A 16715-nucleotide genomic window follows, 5' to 3' on the forward strand; every position below is an offset into this window, starting at 1 on the left:
CTAGTTCCTGGCACTGCTCTCCCTCGTTCCACTCCCGGCATCCTCTGCCGGGGCCGTGTCCATGGCGCCACCGGCAGGAAGGGCGCGGGGCGGGCCCGACGGCGGCAGCGCGAGCGGCGACGAGGTCAGCTCCCCGCCCTCGTTGCGCGGCAGGGTGAGCCGGAAGCATGCTCCTTCGCCGGGCATGCCCCATGCCTCCAGCCAGGCGTGGTGGAGCCGGGCGTCCTCGGTCGCGATCGACAGGCCCAGGCCGCTGCCACCGGTGGTCCGCGCCCGCGCGGGATCCGCCCGCCAGAACCGGTCGAAGACGCGCGAGGCCTCGAGCGGCGTCATCCCGATGCCGTGGTCGCGGACCGCCACGGCGACCGCCTCCGGATTGCAGGCGATGTGGATCTCCACCGGCCGCGCCTCACCGTGCTCGAGCGCGTTGACGATCAGGTTGCGGAGGATCCGGTCGATACGACGTCCGTCCGCGTCGGCGATGCACTCGGTCTCCGCGGAGACGATCCGGAGGTCCGAGCCGAGCCGTTCGGCGAGTGGCCGCGCCCCGTCGATGGCATGCTGCACGAGCTGCACGACATCGACCGACTCGGCCTCCAGCACGGCTGCACCGGCGTCGAACCGGGAGATCTCGAGCAGGTCGGCGAGCAGCGCCTGGAACCGTTCCACCTGGTCGAAGAGGATCTCCGCGGACCTCTTGTTCACCGGATTGAACTCGTCCCGGGCATCGTGCAGCACCTCGGCCGCCATCCGCACGGTGGTCAGGGGCGTCCGGAGTTCGTGGGACACGTCGGACACGAAGCGCTGCTGCATCTGGGACAGCTGCGCCAACTGCGTGATCTGGTCCTGCAGGCTGCCCGCCATGTGGTTGAAGGACGCCCCGAGCCGGGCCACCTCGTCCTCACCGCTGACCTCCATGCGCTCCTGCAGCTGACCCGACGCGAGCTTCTCCGACACCGACGCCGCGTGGCTCACCGGCAGCATGACGCTGCGCGTCACGTACCAGGTGATGCCACCGATGACGAGCAGGAGGACCAGTCCCACGAGCCACAGCACACCGTGGATGTAGTCGAGCGTGGACTGCATGGAGGAGAGGTCGTAGTAGACGTACAGGGCGTAGGGGCTGCGCTCGGGTGGCAGCTGGACCTGCGTCCCGAAGGCGATGCCCGGCGCGTCCTGGTCGCCGTCCTGCGTCACCGGGATGGTGATGGGCGCCCAGTAGATGTCCTGGCCGTCGCGGACCGCCGACTGGAGGTCGGGAGGGAGCATGCCCGCCGTGGCGCCGTCCTGGCTGACGGTGGTCGGGATGAAGAGCCCCTCCCCGGAGATGGGCACCAAAATCGACTGCCGCGGCGCATCGGTCTCGCTGCCCACCAGGGCGTTCACGGAATCGAGCACCAACCGGCTCGTCGTGTCCCGGTCCGTCGCCGAGGAGTCCCGGAAGACCGCCTTCGTGTCGACGAGGGCGGAACCGGCCTCCGCGCTGAACTGGTCGAAGCGCTCGTCGTAGAGCGCGCTCGCGATCTGGTTGGAGAGGAAGCCGCCGACGGCGACGAACGAGACGGATGCCAGGAGCATCGTCGCGACGACGGTCCGGAACTGCAGGGATCGCCGCCAGTGGCTGGCGATCGATCGCAGCAGGGCCCGGAGTCGGACCAGCCCCGCGCGGAGCCGTGCGACGACCTCGGGACCGGCGGCGGCGAGCGAGCCGGGAGCCCTGCCGCCGGACGCCCGGTCGCCGTCCTGCGCGTCGCGCACGTCGAGGGCGACGGGCTCACCCGGAGCCGCTGCGGGCGTGGAAGCCGACGCGGTGGGGTCGGCGGAGCCTACGCCGGAGGCTACGGAAGGCCGCGGGACCTCGGGAGAAGAGAAGGGGGAACCGGGAGCGCGATCGGCCGCGCCCGCCGCGTCAGCCCTGTCCGGCCTTGTAGCCGACACCACGCACCGTCAGGACAATCTCGGGTGCCTCGGGATCACGCTCGATCTTCGAGCGCAGCCGCTGCACGTGGACGTTGACGAGTCGCGTGTCGGCGGCGTGGCGGTAGCCCCACACCTGTTCGAGCAGCAGTTCGCGCGTGAACACCTGCCAGGGCTTCCGGGCGAGCGCGACCAGCAGGTCGAACTCCAGGGGGGTCAGGGACACGCGCTCGCCGGCCCGCGTCACCTCGTGGCCCGCGACGTCGATGCTCACCTCCCCGATGCGCAGGGTCTCCGGGGCCTTCGACTCCGCCGGGCGCAGCCGGGCGCGGACACGGGCGACGAGTTCGGCCGGCTTGAAGGGCTTGGGCACATAGTCGTCGGCCCCCGACTCGAGCCCGCGGACGACGTCGGAGGTGTCGGACTTCGCCGTGAGCATCACGATGGGGAGGTCGGACTCGTTCCGGATCTGGCGGCACACCTCGATGCCGTCCATGCCCGGAAGCATCAGGTCCAGCAGGACGAGGTCCGGGTGCGACGAGCGGAAGACGCCGAGCGCCGCGGCGCCGTCGGCGCAGAACACCGGATCGAAGCCGTCGTTGCGGAGGACGATGCCGATCATTTCGGACAGGGCCTCATCATCGTCGATGACCAGTATGCGAGCCTTCATACCCCCATACTGTCCCATCCGGCGCACAATGTCCCACCACCCCGACGACGGCGTGGTGGGACGGACGGCACACGCGTGGTGCGTGCGGCTCCTGCCGATGGTGGCGCGGCTCACTATGATGCAGGAGGGGAAGCTGGACGCATGCGTCCCGGCAGCATCGACGGAGGGGCGCAATGAGTGATTCGACGAATGGGCCGGCCGGCGGGACACCTCCCGCGGGGCAGGACGGGAGCGGTGGCGACCCGCGGTCGCGACCACCGGGAGAACCGGTCCCGGGTCGGTCCGGGCCGTGGCAGCCCCCCGGCGCGTCGGCACCCCGTCGGCAGGACCGGCCCGCCTGGCAGTCGCCCGGCCGTCCGGCCCCCGGCATGCCGCAGGAGCCCGGCGCCCCTTTACCGCCGTCCAGCCCGTGGGACCGGCCATCCGATCCCTCCGGGCACCAGGGTGCACCGGGCAGGTTCGGTGCGCCCGGCCCCTCTCCCGCACCGGGGTCGGGCGGGGCGCCGGGCTGGGGCGGCTACGGGGCCCCGGGCGCACCCTGGGGCAACGGCCCCTCCGGAGGGCAGCCCTTCCCCCGGGCCCCCCGGTACCAGGCCCCGCCGAAGCCGGGCGTCATCCCGTTGCGGCCCCTCGGACTCGGCGAGATCCTCGACGGTGCCTTCCAGGCCTGCCGCAGGAACCCGCTGGCCACCTTCGGCATCGCCATCCTGCTGCAGGCCGTCGTCGCCCTGGTGACCGTGCTCATGCTCGGGAACGTCCTGTCGTCCTTCGAGGTGTTCGAGTCGCAGAACCCGACGCCCGACAGCATCATCGGCGCGTTCGCCGGCTTCGGCGTCTTCGCCTCCGTCGCGGGCATCGTGTCCGCCGCGGCGCTGCTGGTGCTCCAGGGCATCCTCGTCATCCCCCTGGCACGGGCCGTGATCAACCAGCGGACCTCCTTCGGTCAGGCGTGGCGCCTCTCCCGCAGCCGCATCCTCCCGTTGCTGGGCTTCGGCCTCCTGTCCGTCGCCGCGGGACTCGTCGGCCTCGTGGTGGTGGTCGGGATCTCGGCGCTCGCGATCATCGGCCTGGCGGAATACTCCGCCCTGGTCATCGTGCCCCTCGTGCTCGCGGGCATGGCGGCACTGGTCTGGGCGGGCATCAAACTCGCCGTCGCACCCGCGGCCATCATGCTCGAGGGCATCGGGCCCTGGACGGCCGTCAAGCGCTCGTGGCAGCTGACCCGGGGCAACTGGTGGCGTACGTTCGGCATCGTGCTCCTCACCAGCATCATCGTCTCGATCATCGGCTCCGTCATCTCGACCCCCCTCACCTTCGCGGTGTCCCTCTTCTTCGGCTTCAGCTCCAGCGCGTCCGCCGCGCCGGATGCCCTGGACTCGCTCCCGCTCCTGATCGCCACCCAGGCCATCGCGGCTCTCTTCACGGCGATCGGCTACGCCTTCCAGGCGGGCGTGACCGCACTGCTGTACGTCGATCTCCGCATGCGACGGGAAGGCTTCGACGTCGTCCTCCTGCGTGAGCACGAACAGGCCGGAGCGGGGCACCCGGACATCCTCCCCGGCGGCACCGCCTCTTTCGGCCACCAGCCCGGGGGGCCCGCCTGATGCCGACGCGCACCACCCCGGCGCCGGGCAGGGGCCGCCGGTGACCACCGGGCGGCCCTTCCCCGCGCCCGACGCCGACGAGGCCCGCCGGCTCCTCCAGGAAGAACTCGCGAAGCCTGCCTACGTCGAAGCCCAGCCCTCCATCGTCGAACGGATCCTCGGCGACCTCCTCCGTGGCATCGCCCGGCTCCTCGACGGGATGGGCGGACTGGGATCCGGCCCGGGAACGGTCGTCGTCGCGATCGGCGCGGCACTCGTCATCGTCGTGGCCGTCCTGCTCATCAAGCCCCGCCTGAACGCGCGCGGGAAGAAACGGGACGCCGCCGTGTTCGACGGCGACGTCAGGCGCTCGGCCGCATACCATCGCCGCCGCGCCGCCGGTCTCGCCGCGGAGGCCGACTGGACCGGCGCCGTCGCGGAACTGCTGCGTGCCACCATCCGCTCGGCGGAGGAGCGCCTGGTGATCGAGGAACAGCCCGGCCGGACGGCGACCGAGGCCGCCGTCCAGCTCGGGGATGCCTTCCCGGCGCGATCGGCCGATGCCGCGTGGCTGGCCGAGCTGTTCAACGAGACCCACTACGGCAGCGGCACGGCCACGGAAGAGGACCATCGGCGGGCGGCCGGCATCGAGGGGTTGCTGTCGTCCGAGCGGCCCGAACGGGCGACGGGCACCACGACGACGGCGGCGCCTCGGTGACGCGCACCGAGAGGGACCCCGGAGCGCCGGGCGCGGTCCTCCCGGGCTCGCCGGCGGAGCCGCATCCCGTGCAGGGCGAGGTGATGGGCGACGGCGGCTCCGCAGCCGGCACGGCGAGGTCGCGCCTGCGCCGCGCACGACCCGCCATCATCGGTGCGCTGGTGCTCGCGGTGATCGTCCTGCTCAATCTGCTGCCCGGACCCGAGAAGGACGACCGCCCCCTCTCCCCCGGCAATCCGGCACCCGACGGTGCGCGAGCGGTGGCGGAGGTACTCGCGGCGCAGGGAGTGGACGTCGTCCGCGCGACCTCCTACGAGGACGCCCTCGAGGCGCTGGACGGGGGCCCGGCGACGCTGTTCCTCAATGACGCCCAGGCGTACCTCAGCGCCGCGCAGGTCGCCCACCTGAGCGAGGAGGCGGACCTCGCCGTCCTCGCCGCGCCGGGCGCGCGCCAGCTCACGGCCCTCGACGACGGCTTCGAGCAGCTCGGTGCCGTGCCCTTCGACCTCGGCGACGACGAGCCTGGGCTGCAGGCCGACTGCTCCGATCCCGATGCGACGGCCGCGGGCACCCTGTCGATGACCGGAACGGCCTACTCCGGCATCCTCGAGTGCTTCCCGACGACGATCGGCGGCACGGAGGGCGGACTGTACGTCACGAGCGCCGACGGTTCCGTCGCCGTCCTGGGAGCGCCGGGGATCCTGTCCAACGAGATGATGCCGGACGAGGGCCACGCGGCCCTCGCGCTCGGGGTGCTGGGGTCGTTCCCGACGCTGGTCTGGTACGAACCGACCGGCGCGGACGTCGTGGCCTCGGGCGAGGGCATCGACCCGCTGACGCTGCTGCCCGCCTGGGTCGACCACCTGCTCGTGTGGCTGCTCGCCTGCTCGGTCCTGGCCATGCTGTGGCGGGGACGCCGGCTGGGACCGCTGGCGGCCGAGCCGCTGCCCGTCGTCGTGCGTGCAGCCGAGACCGCGGAGGGACGTGCGCGGCTGTACCAGGATTCCGGCTCGGTGGCACACGCCGCGGCGAACCTGCGCGCCGCAACACTCGCCCGGCTCGCGCGCCGCCTCCGCGTGGACCGCTCGGCGACCCCCGTGGAGGTCCTCGACGCGGCCTCGCGGCAGGGCGGCCGTCCCCGGATCGAGCTCGAGCGACGACTGCTCCACCACACACCGACCACGAACCGCGAGCTTGTGCTGTGGGCACAGGAGATCCTCGACCTCGAGAAGGAGATTCCATCATGAACCGATCCACAGACCGGCAGGACGGTGTCCTGGAGGCGCAGCCGGGAACGACGGCGGGCGGTGCCCACCAGGGGACGCGCGTCCAGGACCGTGCGCCGGAGGCCCCGCAGCAGGCGGTGCCCGACGACGGATCCGCGCGCGCCGCGCTCCTGCGGGTGCGCGACGAGGTGGGCAAGTCGATCGTCGGTCAGGACGCGGCCGTGACCGGCCTCCTCATCGGGCTCCTGGCGGACGGGCACGTGCTGCTGGAAGGCGTCCCGGGCGTCGCCAAGACCCTGCTGGTCCGTACCCTCGCCACCGCACTGGACCTCGACACCAAGCGCGTCCAGTTCACGCCGGACCTCATGCCCGGCGACATCACGGGCTCGCTCATCTACGAATCCAAGACCTCGGAGTTCACCTTCCGGGAAGGTCCCGTCTTCACGAACATCCTGCTCGCCGACGAGATCAATCGCACTCCGCCGAAGACACAGGCCTCCCTGCTGGAGGCGATGGAGGAACGGCAGGTCTCCGTCGACGGCGTCTCGCGCCGCCTGCCGGCGCCGTTCCTCGTCGCCGCGACGCAGAACCCGGTGGAGTACGAGGGCACCTATCCCCTGCCCGAGGCACAGCTCGACCGCTTCCTTCTCAAGCTCACCGTGCCCCTCCCGGGGCGCGAGGACGAGATCGAGGTGATCCGCCGCCACAGCGTGGGCTTCGATCCACGCGACCTCGGTGCCGCCGGCGTGCGGGCCGTCGCCGGCGCGGAGGACGTCGACCGCGCCCGGGCCGCCGTGGCCCGCGTGGCCATCGCCCCGGAGGTGCTGGCCTACATCGTGGACCTCGTCCGTGCGACGCGGTCGTCCCCGTCGTTCCAGCTCGGGGTGTCCCCCCGCGGTGCCACCGCGCTGCTCAACACCTCCCGTGCATGGGCATGGCTCTCCGGCCGGTCCTTCGTGACGCCCGACGACGTCAAGGCCCTCACCCTCCCGGCGCTCCGGCACCGCGTCGCCCTCAGGCCCGAGGCCCAGATGGACGGCGTCGACGTCGACGACGTGCTCGGCGGCATCCTCGGCACCGTCCCCGTCCCGCGGTAGCGGCGCACCCCGCACGCACGTCCCGGGCAGGATCCCTGCCCGGACCCGAGAGGAGCTCGCCGTGGTCATCACCGGCCGTTTCGTCCTGCTGGCGCTGCTCGGCGTCGTGCCCGTGATCCTGTATCCGGGCACGACGTCGATCCTGCTGTGGGCCGCCCTCCTCGCCGCGGTCGGGTCACTCGACCTGGCCCTCGCCGCCTCGCCGCGCCGGGTGGGGATCACCCGGGTGCTGCCGGACAGCGTCCGTCTCGGCGAGGAGTGCCGGAGCGCCCTGGTGGTGCGCAACGACACCGGCCGACCGCTGCGCGGCACCGTCCGCGAGGCGTGGCAGCCGTCGGCCGGTGCCGTCGACCCGGAGCAGTCCGCGGCCGTACCGCCGGGCGAAGCGCGGCGCCTGGCCGTCACACTGCGTCCGGCCCGGCGCGGGATCCTCCGCGTGGAGACGGTCACCATCCGCAGCGTCGGTCCGCTCGGGGTCGCGGCCCGGCAGGTCACGATCCCGGCCCCCGGCGTCCTCCGGGTCCTCCCGCCCTTCCATTCAAAGCGTCACCTGCCGTCCAAGCTCCGCCGGCTGCGTGAACTCGACGGCCAGTCGGCGGTGCAGATCCGCGGCGCCGGTACGGAGTTCGACTCCCTGCGCGACTACGTCCGGGGCGACGACGTCCGGTCCATCGACTGGCGGGCCACGGCCCGCCGGCGCGACACCGTGGTGCGGACGTGGCGGCCGGAGCGCGACCGGCGCGTCGTCGTCGTGCTCGACACCTCGCGCACGTCCGCTGCGCGGATCGTGGACGAACCACGCCTGGACACCGGTATCGAAGCGGCACTGCTGCTGTCCGTCCTCGCGGAGCGGGGCGGCGACAAGGTGCACTTCCTGGCGTTCGACCGCAGGGTCCGCGCACGCGTCGACTCGACGGCGAAGGGGAACCTCCTGGGCTCCCTGGTGACGGCCATGGCGCCGCTGGAGGCGGAGCTCATCGAGGCGGACTGGTCGCGGGTGCCCGCCCAGGTGCGTGCGGCCTCACCGCACCGCTCCCTCGTGGTGCTGCTGACGTCCCTGGACTCCGGCGCCGTCGAAGAGGGGCTGCTGCCCGCACTGCCGGGACTGACCGGACGTCACGTCGTCGTCGTGGCCTCGGTGCGCGACCCGAGGCTCGAGGAGATGGGTGCGGACCGCTCGACGGCCGCGGCCACCTACCGGGCGGCTGCGGCCGAACGCGCGCTCCTGGATCGCGCGGCCGTGGCGGACCAGATCCGGCTGCTCGGTGCGGAGGTGGTCGACGCGGTTCCCGCGGAGCTTCCGCCGCTGCTCGCCGACACGTACATCAGGCTCAAGGCAGCCGGGCGTCTCTGAGCGGGGGCGCCTCGAGCGACCCGGTTCACCCGGACCGCCATGCAACCGGTGGTCCCCGTGGTTGACTGAGTGCCCGAGCAAAGGAAGTGGGCGGCATGACCTCGATCTACCAGGAGGCGATGGGCAGCGACTTCGGCCGCCTTCAGCCGGAGCTGCGCGACTACTTCGGCCTCTCCACGGAGAGCGGCCTGTCGGGCCACGGGCGCGGGGTGTTCGACGTCGCCGGCTGCCCGGCCTGGTTCGCGCGCCCGGCGTTCCGGCTCACCGCGCTCGAGAACGCGTTCTTCCCCGAGTACGCCGGCGACGTACCGTTCACCATCCGGAACTACCCCCACGTCGACCCGTTCGGGCGCCCGGCCCTCACCGCGCGGCGTGAACTCGACTTCGGCACCGCGTTGCGGATCTTCGAGGACACCACGTCCCTGCAGGACGGCATCCTGACCGACTACGTGGGCCGGCACCGCCGGATGGCCACGCTGCTGGCCTGCAGCGCCACCGACGAGGGGCATATCCGCATGGTGTCGTCACGGACCCGCGTCTTCGCGGGCGTGCGCCTCCCGCTGCCCGATGCCCTCGGGGCGCTCGCCTACGTGGAGCAGTGGTGGGACGACGCGGCGGGCTCGTTCCGCATCAAGACCCGCGTGGTGCACCGCCAGCTCGGGACCCTGCTCGTGTACGCCGGGCGGTTCGACTACGTCGTGGAGGAGTTCGACGGCGTGCTGCCCGTCGAGGCCCGGCCCGCGCGCTGGGAGCAGCGCGTCTGACGGCGTCCGGGAGGGTCGGCAGGGCGGATCAGCCCTCCGCCCGCACCTGCTCCAGCGCGTCGGCGACCTGCGCCATCCGGGTGACGGCCCGGACGGCGTCGGCGGGTGCCCGGCGGGACAGCCCCGGGAGTGTGGTCACCGTCAGCGCCGAGAGTGCCGTGACGGGCAGCCCGACCCGCCGCCAGGGGCCCAGCACGGACTCCACGAGGGTGCGGACCTGGAGGAGGTCCGCCGCGGGATCGAGGACCCCGAGCCACAGCTCCCGGCCGGATTCGATGTCCTCCGCGAGCGCTTCCCAGTGGCGATCGGGTATCCCCCGACCCTCCAGGCACAGCGCCGCCGTGCCGGCACGCGCCGCGTCGAGGACGACGTCGCCGCCGCCGCCGGTGGCCAGCACGGTGCCATGTGCTCCGGCGGCGATCGCCGACGCCGTCACGGAGTCCCACGCCTCGGTCGCCTCGCGCCGGTCGACCGCGCGAAGCGTCCGATAGCCGCTCGCCGTGGGCACGCGTCCGGCCAGGACGGCTCCGGCATCCGGCTCGTCGAGCTGGAGCACCAGCTCTGCTCCCCGCGCCACCGAGGTGACGCGGCGGACCAGGTCCGCGGCGCCCGCGGCGAGCGACTCGTAGAGCTCGCGGCGCGCGCCGGAGTCGACGAGGACCCGCTCACCGTTGTGCAGGTGCACCCCCGCGGCGAGTGACAGCGGGCCCTGCAGGTGCAGCTTCAGGCGGGGCGCGGGGCGTTCCTCCGCGCCGGCGATGTCGCCGAGGGCATTGATGTCGGAGGACAGGGACGATTCCGCCCGGCGCTGGTCGCGGCCCGGCCGCTGGACGAGCCGCCAGCCGTGCGGCTGCAGGTCGAAGGGAAGCTCGACGAGCATGCCGAGGGTCCGCCCGACGGCGTCGCTGCCGGGCCCGCGACCGGGCAGGGACGGCAGGAAGGGGAGGTTCGCACCGCCGAGCTCACCGCGGGCGGCGCGGTTCGCCTCGAGGGGATCGGTCCCCGGCCAGTCACCGGCAGCCGTGGCGCCGACGGGCCGCCGGTCGGCGTCAGTCATGGACGCCGTGCTCCCCTGCGGCACCGGTCGAGGACGTGTCGGCCGCGGGGCCGGTGGAGGGCTTGCGGTTCTCGGAGATCGCCTGGTGGTGCCGGATCACCTCGGAGATGATGAAGTTCAGGAACTTCTCGGCGAACGCCGGGTCCAGCTGCGCTTCCTCCGCGAGCATGCGGAGCCGGGCGATCTGCGCCGCCTCACGCTGCGGATCACCGGCGGGGAGGTCGTGTTCGGCCTTGAGGTGACCCACCCGCTGCGTCGCCTTGAAGCGTTCGGCCAGCAGGTAGACGAGGGTGGCGTCGATGTTGTCGATCGAGCTCCTCACCGAGAGCAGTTCGGCCATGACCTCGGGGGCCACGTCTCCTGCGAGTGAACTGGCTGCCGGGTCGAAGCCGCTGCGTGGGTGCGTCATGACTCCAGTCAAGCAGAAGCCGTGGGGCGTCCGGAAACCGCCACTAGCCCTGCACGCCCGCCGGTTCGGGGCGGAGCGCGGAGCGCGCCGAGTCGATGGTCGCCTGCCCGAGGACGCGCGTGCCCTGGTACAGCACGACCGTCTGGCCCGGTGCCACGCCGCGCATGGGCTCGACCAGCCGGACCACGAGCTGCGGCGCGCCGTCGGCTGATCCGACGGAAGCGCGCGCCGCCACCGGGTCTCCGTGCGCCCGGACCTGCGCCATGCAGTCGAACTCCTCGCCGGTGAGCACCTCGTCGATGGGCAGGCCTGCCCAGGACACCTTGATCCCCCGCATCTCGTCGATGGCGAGCAGGTGCTCCGGTCCGACGACGACCTCGTTCTGCTTGGGCCGGATCTCGAGCACGAAGCGGGGCTTGCCGTCCGCCGCGGGGGTGCCCAGCTTGAGGCCGCGCCGCTGGCCGACGGTGAAGGCGTTCGCACCGGGGTGGCTGCCGAGCTTCTCCCCGTCGACGTCGAGGATGTCGCCCTCCGTCAGGTCGATGCGCTCCTCGAGCCAGCCGCGGGTGTCCCCGTCGGGGATGAAGCAGATGTCGTGGCTGTCGGGCTTGTTCGCGACGGAGAGACCGCGCCGCTCGGCCTCCGCGCGGACCTCAGCCTTCGACGGCGTCTCGGCCAGCGGGAACATGGAGTGCCGGAGCTGCTCGTGGGTCAGGACGCCGAGCACGTACGACTGGTCCTTCGCCCAGTCGGCCGCCCGGTGCAGTTCCGGATTGCCGTCGGCGTCCTCGACGACCTTGGCGTAGTGGCCGGTGCAGACGGCGTCGAAACCGAGCGCGAGGGCCTTCTCGAGCAGGGCCGCGAACTTGATGCGCTCGTTGCAGCGCATGCAGGGGTTGGGCGTGCGCCCCGCCGCGTACTCGGCGACGAAGTCGTCGACGACGTCCGCCTTGAAGCGCTCGGAGAAGTCCCAGACGTAGTACGGGATGCCGAGGATGTCGCAGGCGCGCCACGCGTCCCGCGAATCCTCGATGGTGCAGCAGCCGCGGCTGCCCGTCCGGAGCGTGCCGGGCATGCGCGAGAGCGCGAGGTGCACCCCGACGACGTCGTGCCCCGCCTCCACCGCGCGCGCCGCCGCCACTGCGGAGTCGACGCCGCCACTCATCGCTGCCAGTACCCTCATGAGAAAAAACCCGTTCCTGCTGTTCGGATGGATGATGCGTGTCCTGCCATGCCTGCGGCGCGCGCCCGTGCGTAGGCACCACCGATGGCGGCCACCACGGCGTCAACGTCGTCGGCGGTGGATGTATGCCCCAGGCTGAACCGCTGGGCGCCCCGGGCCTCGTCCTCGCTCAGCCCCATGGCGAGCAGGACGTGGGACGGCCGCGGCACACCCGCCGTGCACGCCGAGCCGGTGGACGACTCGATACCCGCGAGGTCGAGGAGGAACAGGAGCGAATCCCCCTCGCAGCCGGGAAAGGTGAAGTGCACGTTGCCGGGCAGCCGTGTCCCCTCGGGTGCCGGGTGGTCCACGCCGCGGAGCACGGCCTGCGGCACCTCCCGGCGGATGCCGTCGATCAGGCGGTCCCGCAGCGCAGCCAACCGGGGGCCCTCGTCACCCAGGTGCGCGACGGCGTCGTCGGCCGCCGCGGCGAACGCCGCGATCCCCGCGCCGTCGAGCGTGCCGGACCGGATGTCCCGTTCCTGCCCTCCGCCGTGCTGTACCGGCGTGAGGGTGACGGCGCGCCCCACGAGAAGGGCGCCGACGCCCACGGGGCCGCCGATCTTGTGCGCGCTCACGGCCATGGTGGCGAGTCCCGAGTCCGCGAAGGAGACCGGGACGGACCCGAACGCCTGCACGGCGTCGCTGTGGACGGGCACGCCGTAGCGCGCGGCCTCCGCCGCGACGGCGTGGACCGGCTGGACGGTGCCGACCTCGTTGTTGGCCCACATGACGGTGACGAGCGCCGTCCGCTCCGGTTCCTCGGCCAGGGCCGCCCGCAGCGCCTCGAGGGAGACGACGCCGGTCCCGTCCACGGGAAGCCACACCACCTCGGCGCCCTCGTGGCGTTCGAGCCACTCGACGGTGTCCTGCACGGCGTGGTGCTCGACGGTGCTGCAGAGGATCCGGTTGCGTTCCGGGGCGGCGGCCCGCCGGGCCCAGTAGAGTCCCTTGATCGCGAGGTTGTCGGCCTCGGTCCCGCCGGAGGTGAAGACGACCTCGGACGCGTGTGCACCCGCGGCCGCTGCGATGGTCTCCCGTGCGTCCTCCACCGACCGCCGGGCACGCCGGCCCGAGCCATGGAGGGAGGAAGGATTACCGCTCCGGCTGAGTTCGCGGGTGAGGGCGGCGAGCGCCGGCGCCGAGATGGGCGTGGTCGCCGCGTGGTCGACATACACGGGCACATACCGATTCTACGGGCGCCACGCCGTACCGCCGATTCCGGTGGTCCGCGTCACGCACCGGACCACGAGCCGGGCACGCGGCCCGCGGTGGTAGAACTGCAGGGTGGACAGTCGAGCAGCGCCTCCGTCATCCTCCGGGACCTACCGTCCGGCGTTCCGCCACGCGGTGCGTGACTTCGGTCCCCGCACGCTGGACTTCGACCGCCAGGTCGCGCTCATGGCCGTCATCAACAGGACGCCGGATTCGTTCTACGACGGCGGGACGACCTTCGCGCTCCAGGCCGCCGTCGATGCGTCCCTGCAGGCGGTCGCCGACGGCGCGGACTGGGTGGACATCGGCGGAGCGCCCTTCGCGCCCGGCGACCCGATCCCGGCGTCGGAGGAGGCGGACCGCATCGTCCCCGTCATCAGCGCCGTGCGCGCGGCATCCGACGTCATCATCTCCGCCGACACCTTCCTGCCCGAGGTGGCCCGCCAGGCGCTGGCCGCAGGAGCCAGCGTCGTGAACGACACCACGGGGCTGCGGGACCCCGACATGGCGGCCGTGGTGGCCGAGGCCGGCGCGCACCTGGTCATCACGCACAGCCTGGCCGAGCCCCGCTCGGTGTACCCGCGGCCCACCTACGGCGACGTGGTCCGCGAGGTCGCGGACTTCCTCCTCCGGAAGGTGGACGACGCCGTGCGGCTCGGCATCCCCGAGGACCGGATCCTGCTGGACCCGGGCCACGACCTCAACAAGAACACACTGCACTCGCTCGAGCTCACGCGCCGCTTCGCGGAGATCGCGGGCCTGGGCTTCCCCGCCCTGGCGGCGGTGTCCAACAAGGACTTCATCGGCGAGACCCTCGACAGGCCGAAGCGTGACCGCGTGGAGGGCTCGCTCGCGGCCGCCGTGATCTGCATCCTCGGCGGGGCCCGCGTCGTCCGCATGCACAACGTCCCCGCGTCCCGCGCCGCCGTGGATCTCACCGAGGCGGTCCTGGGGTGGCGGGAACCCGCCTACCTCCGGCACAACATGGGCGACGTCAACGAACCGGCGGCGCCGTGATCACCTCCCTCCTCCCGCCGTCGCCCGACGAGGTCGACGACGCCGCGCTGCACCGGGTCTACGCGTATCCCGCGATCGACCGGCCCTATGTCCGGTTCAACTTCGTCGCGGCCGCCGACGGTGCCGCGACGAGCGGCGGCCTCTCCGCAGGCCTGGGGAACGACGGCGACCAGCGGATCTTCACGGTCCTGCGACGCCTCGCCGACGTGGTGCTGGTGGGGGCCGGCACCGTCCGGGCTGAGGGTTACGAGGGCGACCTCGTGGACGGGGACGCGCGGGCGTGGCGGGCGGCGCGCGGCCTCGCGGGTCACCCCGCCATCGCCGTCATCTCCGGGAGCCTCGACCTCGATCCGTCCAGTGGCTTCTTCCGCAACGCCCCGGTGCGCCCGCTCGTCCTCACCAGCAGGGACGCCCCGGCCGGTAGGCGGGCAGCACTCGGGGACGTCGCCGACGTCGTCGACTGCGGCTCCGACACGGTGGAGGCCCGGTCCGTCCTCGCCGAACTCGGCCGCCGCGGCCTGGGGAAGGTGCTGTGCGAGGGCGGCCCCGCCGTGCTGGGCGGCTTCACCCGTGCGGACGCCGTCGACGAGCTGTGCCTCTCGATCAGTCCGCTGCTCGCCGGCGGTGACGGACCCCGGATCTCCGCCGGGGACAGCCCCGACGGAGCCGTCGCGCTCGTGCTCTCCTCTCTGCTCACCGAGGACTCGGCGCTCTACACGCTGTACCGGCGCGCATCCTGAGTCGCACCCCGGCCCGTCCGGCGCGCGGGTCCAGGCATCCCGGCATCCCGGGATCGGGACCGGGCGGGCCGGGGTGCCGCAGGACCGAACTGTTCGCCTGCGTCCCGCGTTGGACCCGTCAGATACCTGCGGTGCCGGCGCGTACCCGATCGGAGAGGAGCGGCGTCCTGTTGCTTTGGCCCGGGACCGCCGGTGCCTCTAGTCTCGGAGTACCGGGGCGCCTCCCGCACCACGCGCCGCCGGGAGTACCCACGCAACGGATCGGAACGCCCGGAAAGGCCGGAGGAATGGCAGAGCCCCCACGGAAGTCGTACTACGACATCCTCGGCGTGCCCCCTGAAGCCGGGACCAAGGAGATCAAGGACGCCTATCGTCGCGCGGCGCGCGCGGTGCACCCCGATCTCGGGGGAACAGCCTCCCAGTTCCATGACGTCGTCGTCGCCTACGAGACGCTGAGCGACCCCCAGCGCCGGGAACGCTACGACTCCGACACCGGACGCGGCCGCCCCGCCCCCGCACCCCCTGCAGCCTCGACCCGCAACGCGACGGCGGGCCCGCAGGGAGCCACCCGGACGAGGGTCGAGGACGTGGACGCCGCGAGGTCAGCGCCCGTCTACGTGCCGCCGTTCTCCCCGTCGGCGCCTCCCGTCGTCCCCCTGCTCCTCGCGGGCCGGCAGGCCTCCGGCGTCCCCCGGCAGCCGGGGATGTTCGCCCGCCTGTCGTCCGGCGCCCGGGCCAGGCTGGAGGGAGAGCTGCGGACCGCCGCCCTGCTCGAGCGCACACTGCTGCCCACCTACCCGGCGGCGCGCCTCGTCAACGGGGTGCAGTTCGAGGACAGGGCCAGGACGACGGCGGGCCATGTGCTGCTCGCCGGCTACCGGATGGCCGTTCTCGACTCCTTCACCGCCTCGCCGGGCAATTTCGCGTGGGACGGACGGTCGCTGCGCCACCAGGGCCGCCCGGTCGAACTCCAGCTGCCGGCGACCGTGCGGGCCGTGCAGGAGCTGTTCCCGGACTTCCACGTCGCGGGGTGGGTCGTGGTCCACGGAGCACCCGACAATCCGTTCGCGCCGGTCATCGACGTCCCGCCGGGATTCGACCGGTCCTCGCCCGCCGTCGTGCAGGTGGTGAACGCCGGCACCACGGTACGCACCGTCCGGTCCTTCCTGGCGTCGGGCCCCACACCGAACGTGGTGCAGCTGCCCGCGCTCGCGCGCCTGCTCGCCGGAGCCGGAAGCTAGGATGGAACGGTGTTCCGCATCCTCTTCCACACGCCCGAGATCCCCGGCAACACCGGGGCCGCCATCCGCCTCGCAGCGGTCGCCGGGGCAGAACTGCACCTCGTGGAACCGCTGGGCTTCAGCCTCGAGGACTCCAAGCTGAAGCGGGCCGGGCTGGACTACCACGACCTGACGGTGCTGCACGTCCATGCGAGCCTCGACGACGCCTGGCGCGCGCTGCAGCCCCGGCGGGTCTTCGCCTACACCTCCGACGGGGACGTCTCCTACACGGACATCACCTACGAACCCACCGACGTCCTGATGTTCGGCCGGGAATCGGACGGCCTGCCGGACGAGGTGAAGCACGACCCCCGTGTGACCGCACGCGTCCGCGTGCCCATGCTGCCCTCACGACGATCGCTCAACCTCGCCAACACCGCATCCATCGTCCTCTACGAAGCCTGGCGTCAACAGGACTTCGCAGGTGCCCAGCGATGATCCACGCC

Annotated in this window: 17 protein-coding genes; 11 read left to right on the forward strand and 6 right to left on the reverse strand. The window is 72.7% G+C overall.

What is annotated here, in order from left to right; genetic code table 11:
* Positions 1-1938 (reverse strand): MtrAB system histidine kinase MtrB, encoded by a 1938-nt coding sequence (gene mtrB, locus ACX80L_RS14280; protein WP_459290423.1) that lies wholly within the window; start codon positions 1936-1938, stop codon positions 1-3.
* Positions 1910-2587 (reverse strand): MtrAB system response regulator MtrA, encoded by a 678-nt coding sequence (mtrA, locus tag ACX80L_RS14285; RefSeq protein ID WP_133080939.1) that lies wholly within the window; start codon positions 2585-2587, stop codon positions 1910-1912. The genes mtrB and mtrA overlap by 29 nt, the downstream gene beginning before the upstream one ends.
* A gap of 28 nt (positions 2588-2615) precedes the next feature.
* Here mtrA and ACX80L_RS14290 point away from each other — a divergent pair, with 28 nt between their 5' ends.
* The 7 genes from ACX80L_RS14290 to ACX80L_RS14320 all read left to right on the forward strand — a co-directional run bounded on the left by ACX80L_RS14290 (position 2616) and on the right by ACX80L_RS14320 (position 9329).
* Complete coding sequence (locus tag ACX80L_RS14290; protein ID WP_459290425.1) at positions 2616-2768, forward strand: hypothetical protein; 153 nt, start codon at positions 2616-2618, stop codon at positions 2766-2768.
* 187 nt (positions 2769-2955) lie between these two features.
* The gene (locus tag ACX80L_RS14295) at positions 2956-4191 is read left to right on the forward strand and encodes a DUF7847 domain-containing protein (protein ID WP_459290427.1); all 1236 of its coding nucleotides are present in this window, start codon (positions 2956-2958) and stop codon (positions 4189-4191) included.
* Between the two features lie 40 nt (positions 4192-4231).
* Positions 4232-4888 carry a DUF4129 domain-containing protein gene (locus tag ACX80L_RS14300; protein WP_459290429.1) on the forward strand — a complete coding sequence of 219 codons (657 nt, stop codon included), beginning with the start codon at positions 4232-4234 and terminating at the stop codon, positions 4886-4888.
* Complete coding sequence (locus ACX80L_RS14305) at positions 4885-6135, forward strand: DUF4350 domain-containing protein (RefSeq protein WP_459290431.1); 1251 nt, start codon at positions 4885-4887, stop codon at positions 6133-6135. Before ACX80L_RS14300 ends, ACX80L_RS14305 begins: the two co-directional genes overlap by 4 nt.
* Positions 6132-7211 (forward strand): AAA family ATPase, encoded by a 1080-nt coding sequence (locus ACX80L_RS14310; RefSeq protein ID WP_133080943.1) that lies wholly within the window; start codon positions 6132-6134, stop codon positions 7209-7211. Before ACX80L_RS14305 ends, ACX80L_RS14310 begins: the two co-directional genes overlap by 4 nt.
* 61 nt (positions 7212-7272) lie before the next feature.
* A complete protein-coding gene (locus tag ACX80L_RS14315; protein ID WP_459290433.1) occupies positions 7273-8565 on the forward strand; it encodes a DUF58 domain-containing protein in 1293 nt (430 codons plus the stop codon).
* A gap of 95 nt (positions 8566-8660) precedes the next feature.
* Positions 8661-9329 carry a DUF4166 domain-containing protein gene (locus ACX80L_RS14320; protein WP_459290435.1) on the forward strand — a complete coding sequence of 223 codons (669 nt, stop codon included), beginning with the start codon at positions 8661-8663 and terminating at the stop codon, positions 9327-9329.
* A 28-nt stretch (positions 9330-9357) separates the two neighbouring features.
* On the opposite strand, the gene ACX80L_RS14325 is transcribed toward ACX80L_RS14320, so the two are convergent.
* The 4 genes from ACX80L_RS14325 to ACX80L_RS14340 are packed head-to-tail and all read right to left on the reverse strand — an operon-like array spanning position 9358 to position 13201.
* The gene (locus tag ACX80L_RS14325; protein WP_459290436.1) at positions 9358-10386 is read right to left on the reverse strand and encodes a uroporphyrinogen decarboxylase/cobalamine-independent methonine synthase family protein; all 1029 of its coding nucleotides are present in this window, start codon (positions 10384-10386) and stop codon (positions 9358-9360) included.
* Entirely contained in the window at positions 10379-10795 is a 417-nt protein-coding gene (locus ACX80L_RS14330) for a chorismate mutase (RefSeq protein WP_133080947.1), read from the reverse strand. The genes ACX80L_RS14325 and ACX80L_RS14330 overlap by 8 nt, the downstream gene beginning before the upstream one ends.
* Before the next feature lie 43 nt (positions 10796-10838).
* Positions 10839-11978: a tRNA 2-thiouridine(34) synthase MnmA gene (mnmA, locus tag ACX80L_RS14335; RefSeq protein ID WP_459290438.1), complete on the reverse strand. Its 1140-nt coding sequence runs from the start codon at positions 11976-11978 to the stop codon at positions 10839-10841.
* The gene (locus tag ACX80L_RS14340; RefSeq protein WP_459290440.1) at positions 11975-13201 is read right to left on the reverse strand and encodes a cysteine desulfurase family protein; all 1227 of its coding nucleotides are present in this window, start codon (positions 13199-13201) and stop codon (positions 11975-11977) included. The genes mnmA and ACX80L_RS14340 overlap by 4 nt, the downstream gene beginning before the upstream one ends.
* 103 nt (positions 13202-13304) lie before the next feature.
* Between ACX80L_RS14340 and folP the strand changes: the two genes are divergently transcribed.
* The 4 genes from folP (at position 13305) to ACX80L_RS14360 (ending at position 16707) form a co-directional block, all read left to right on the forward strand.
* Positions 13305-14249 (forward strand): dihydropteroate synthase, encoded by a 945-nt coding sequence (gene folP, locus ACX80L_RS14345; protein WP_459290442.1) that lies wholly within the window; start codon positions 13305-13307, stop codon positions 14247-14249.
* Positions 14246-14989, forward strand: coding sequence for a pyrimidine reductase family protein (locus ACX80L_RS14350; RefSeq protein WP_459290444.1), 744 nt, complete (start codon positions 14246-14248; stop codon positions 14987-14989). The genes folP and ACX80L_RS14350 overlap by 4 nt, the downstream gene beginning before the upstream one ends.
* A gap of 287 nt (positions 14990-15276) precedes the next feature.
* Positions 15277-16230, forward strand: a complete 954-nt coding sequence (locus ACX80L_RS14355; protein WP_459290446.1) for a J domain-containing protein — start codon at positions 15277-15279, stop codon at positions 16228-16230.
* 9 nt (positions 16231-16239) lie between these two features.
* The gene (locus ACX80L_RS14360; RefSeq protein ID WP_208740176.1) at positions 16240-16707 is read left to right on the forward strand and encodes a tRNA (cytidine(34)-2'-O)-methyltransferase; all 468 of its coding nucleotides are present in this window, start codon (positions 16240-16242) and stop codon (positions 16705-16707) included.
* The last annotated feature ends 8 nt before the right edge of the window (positions 16708-16715 follow it).

This window comes from Arthrobacter sp. MDT1-48-3, from assembly GCF_054511015.1.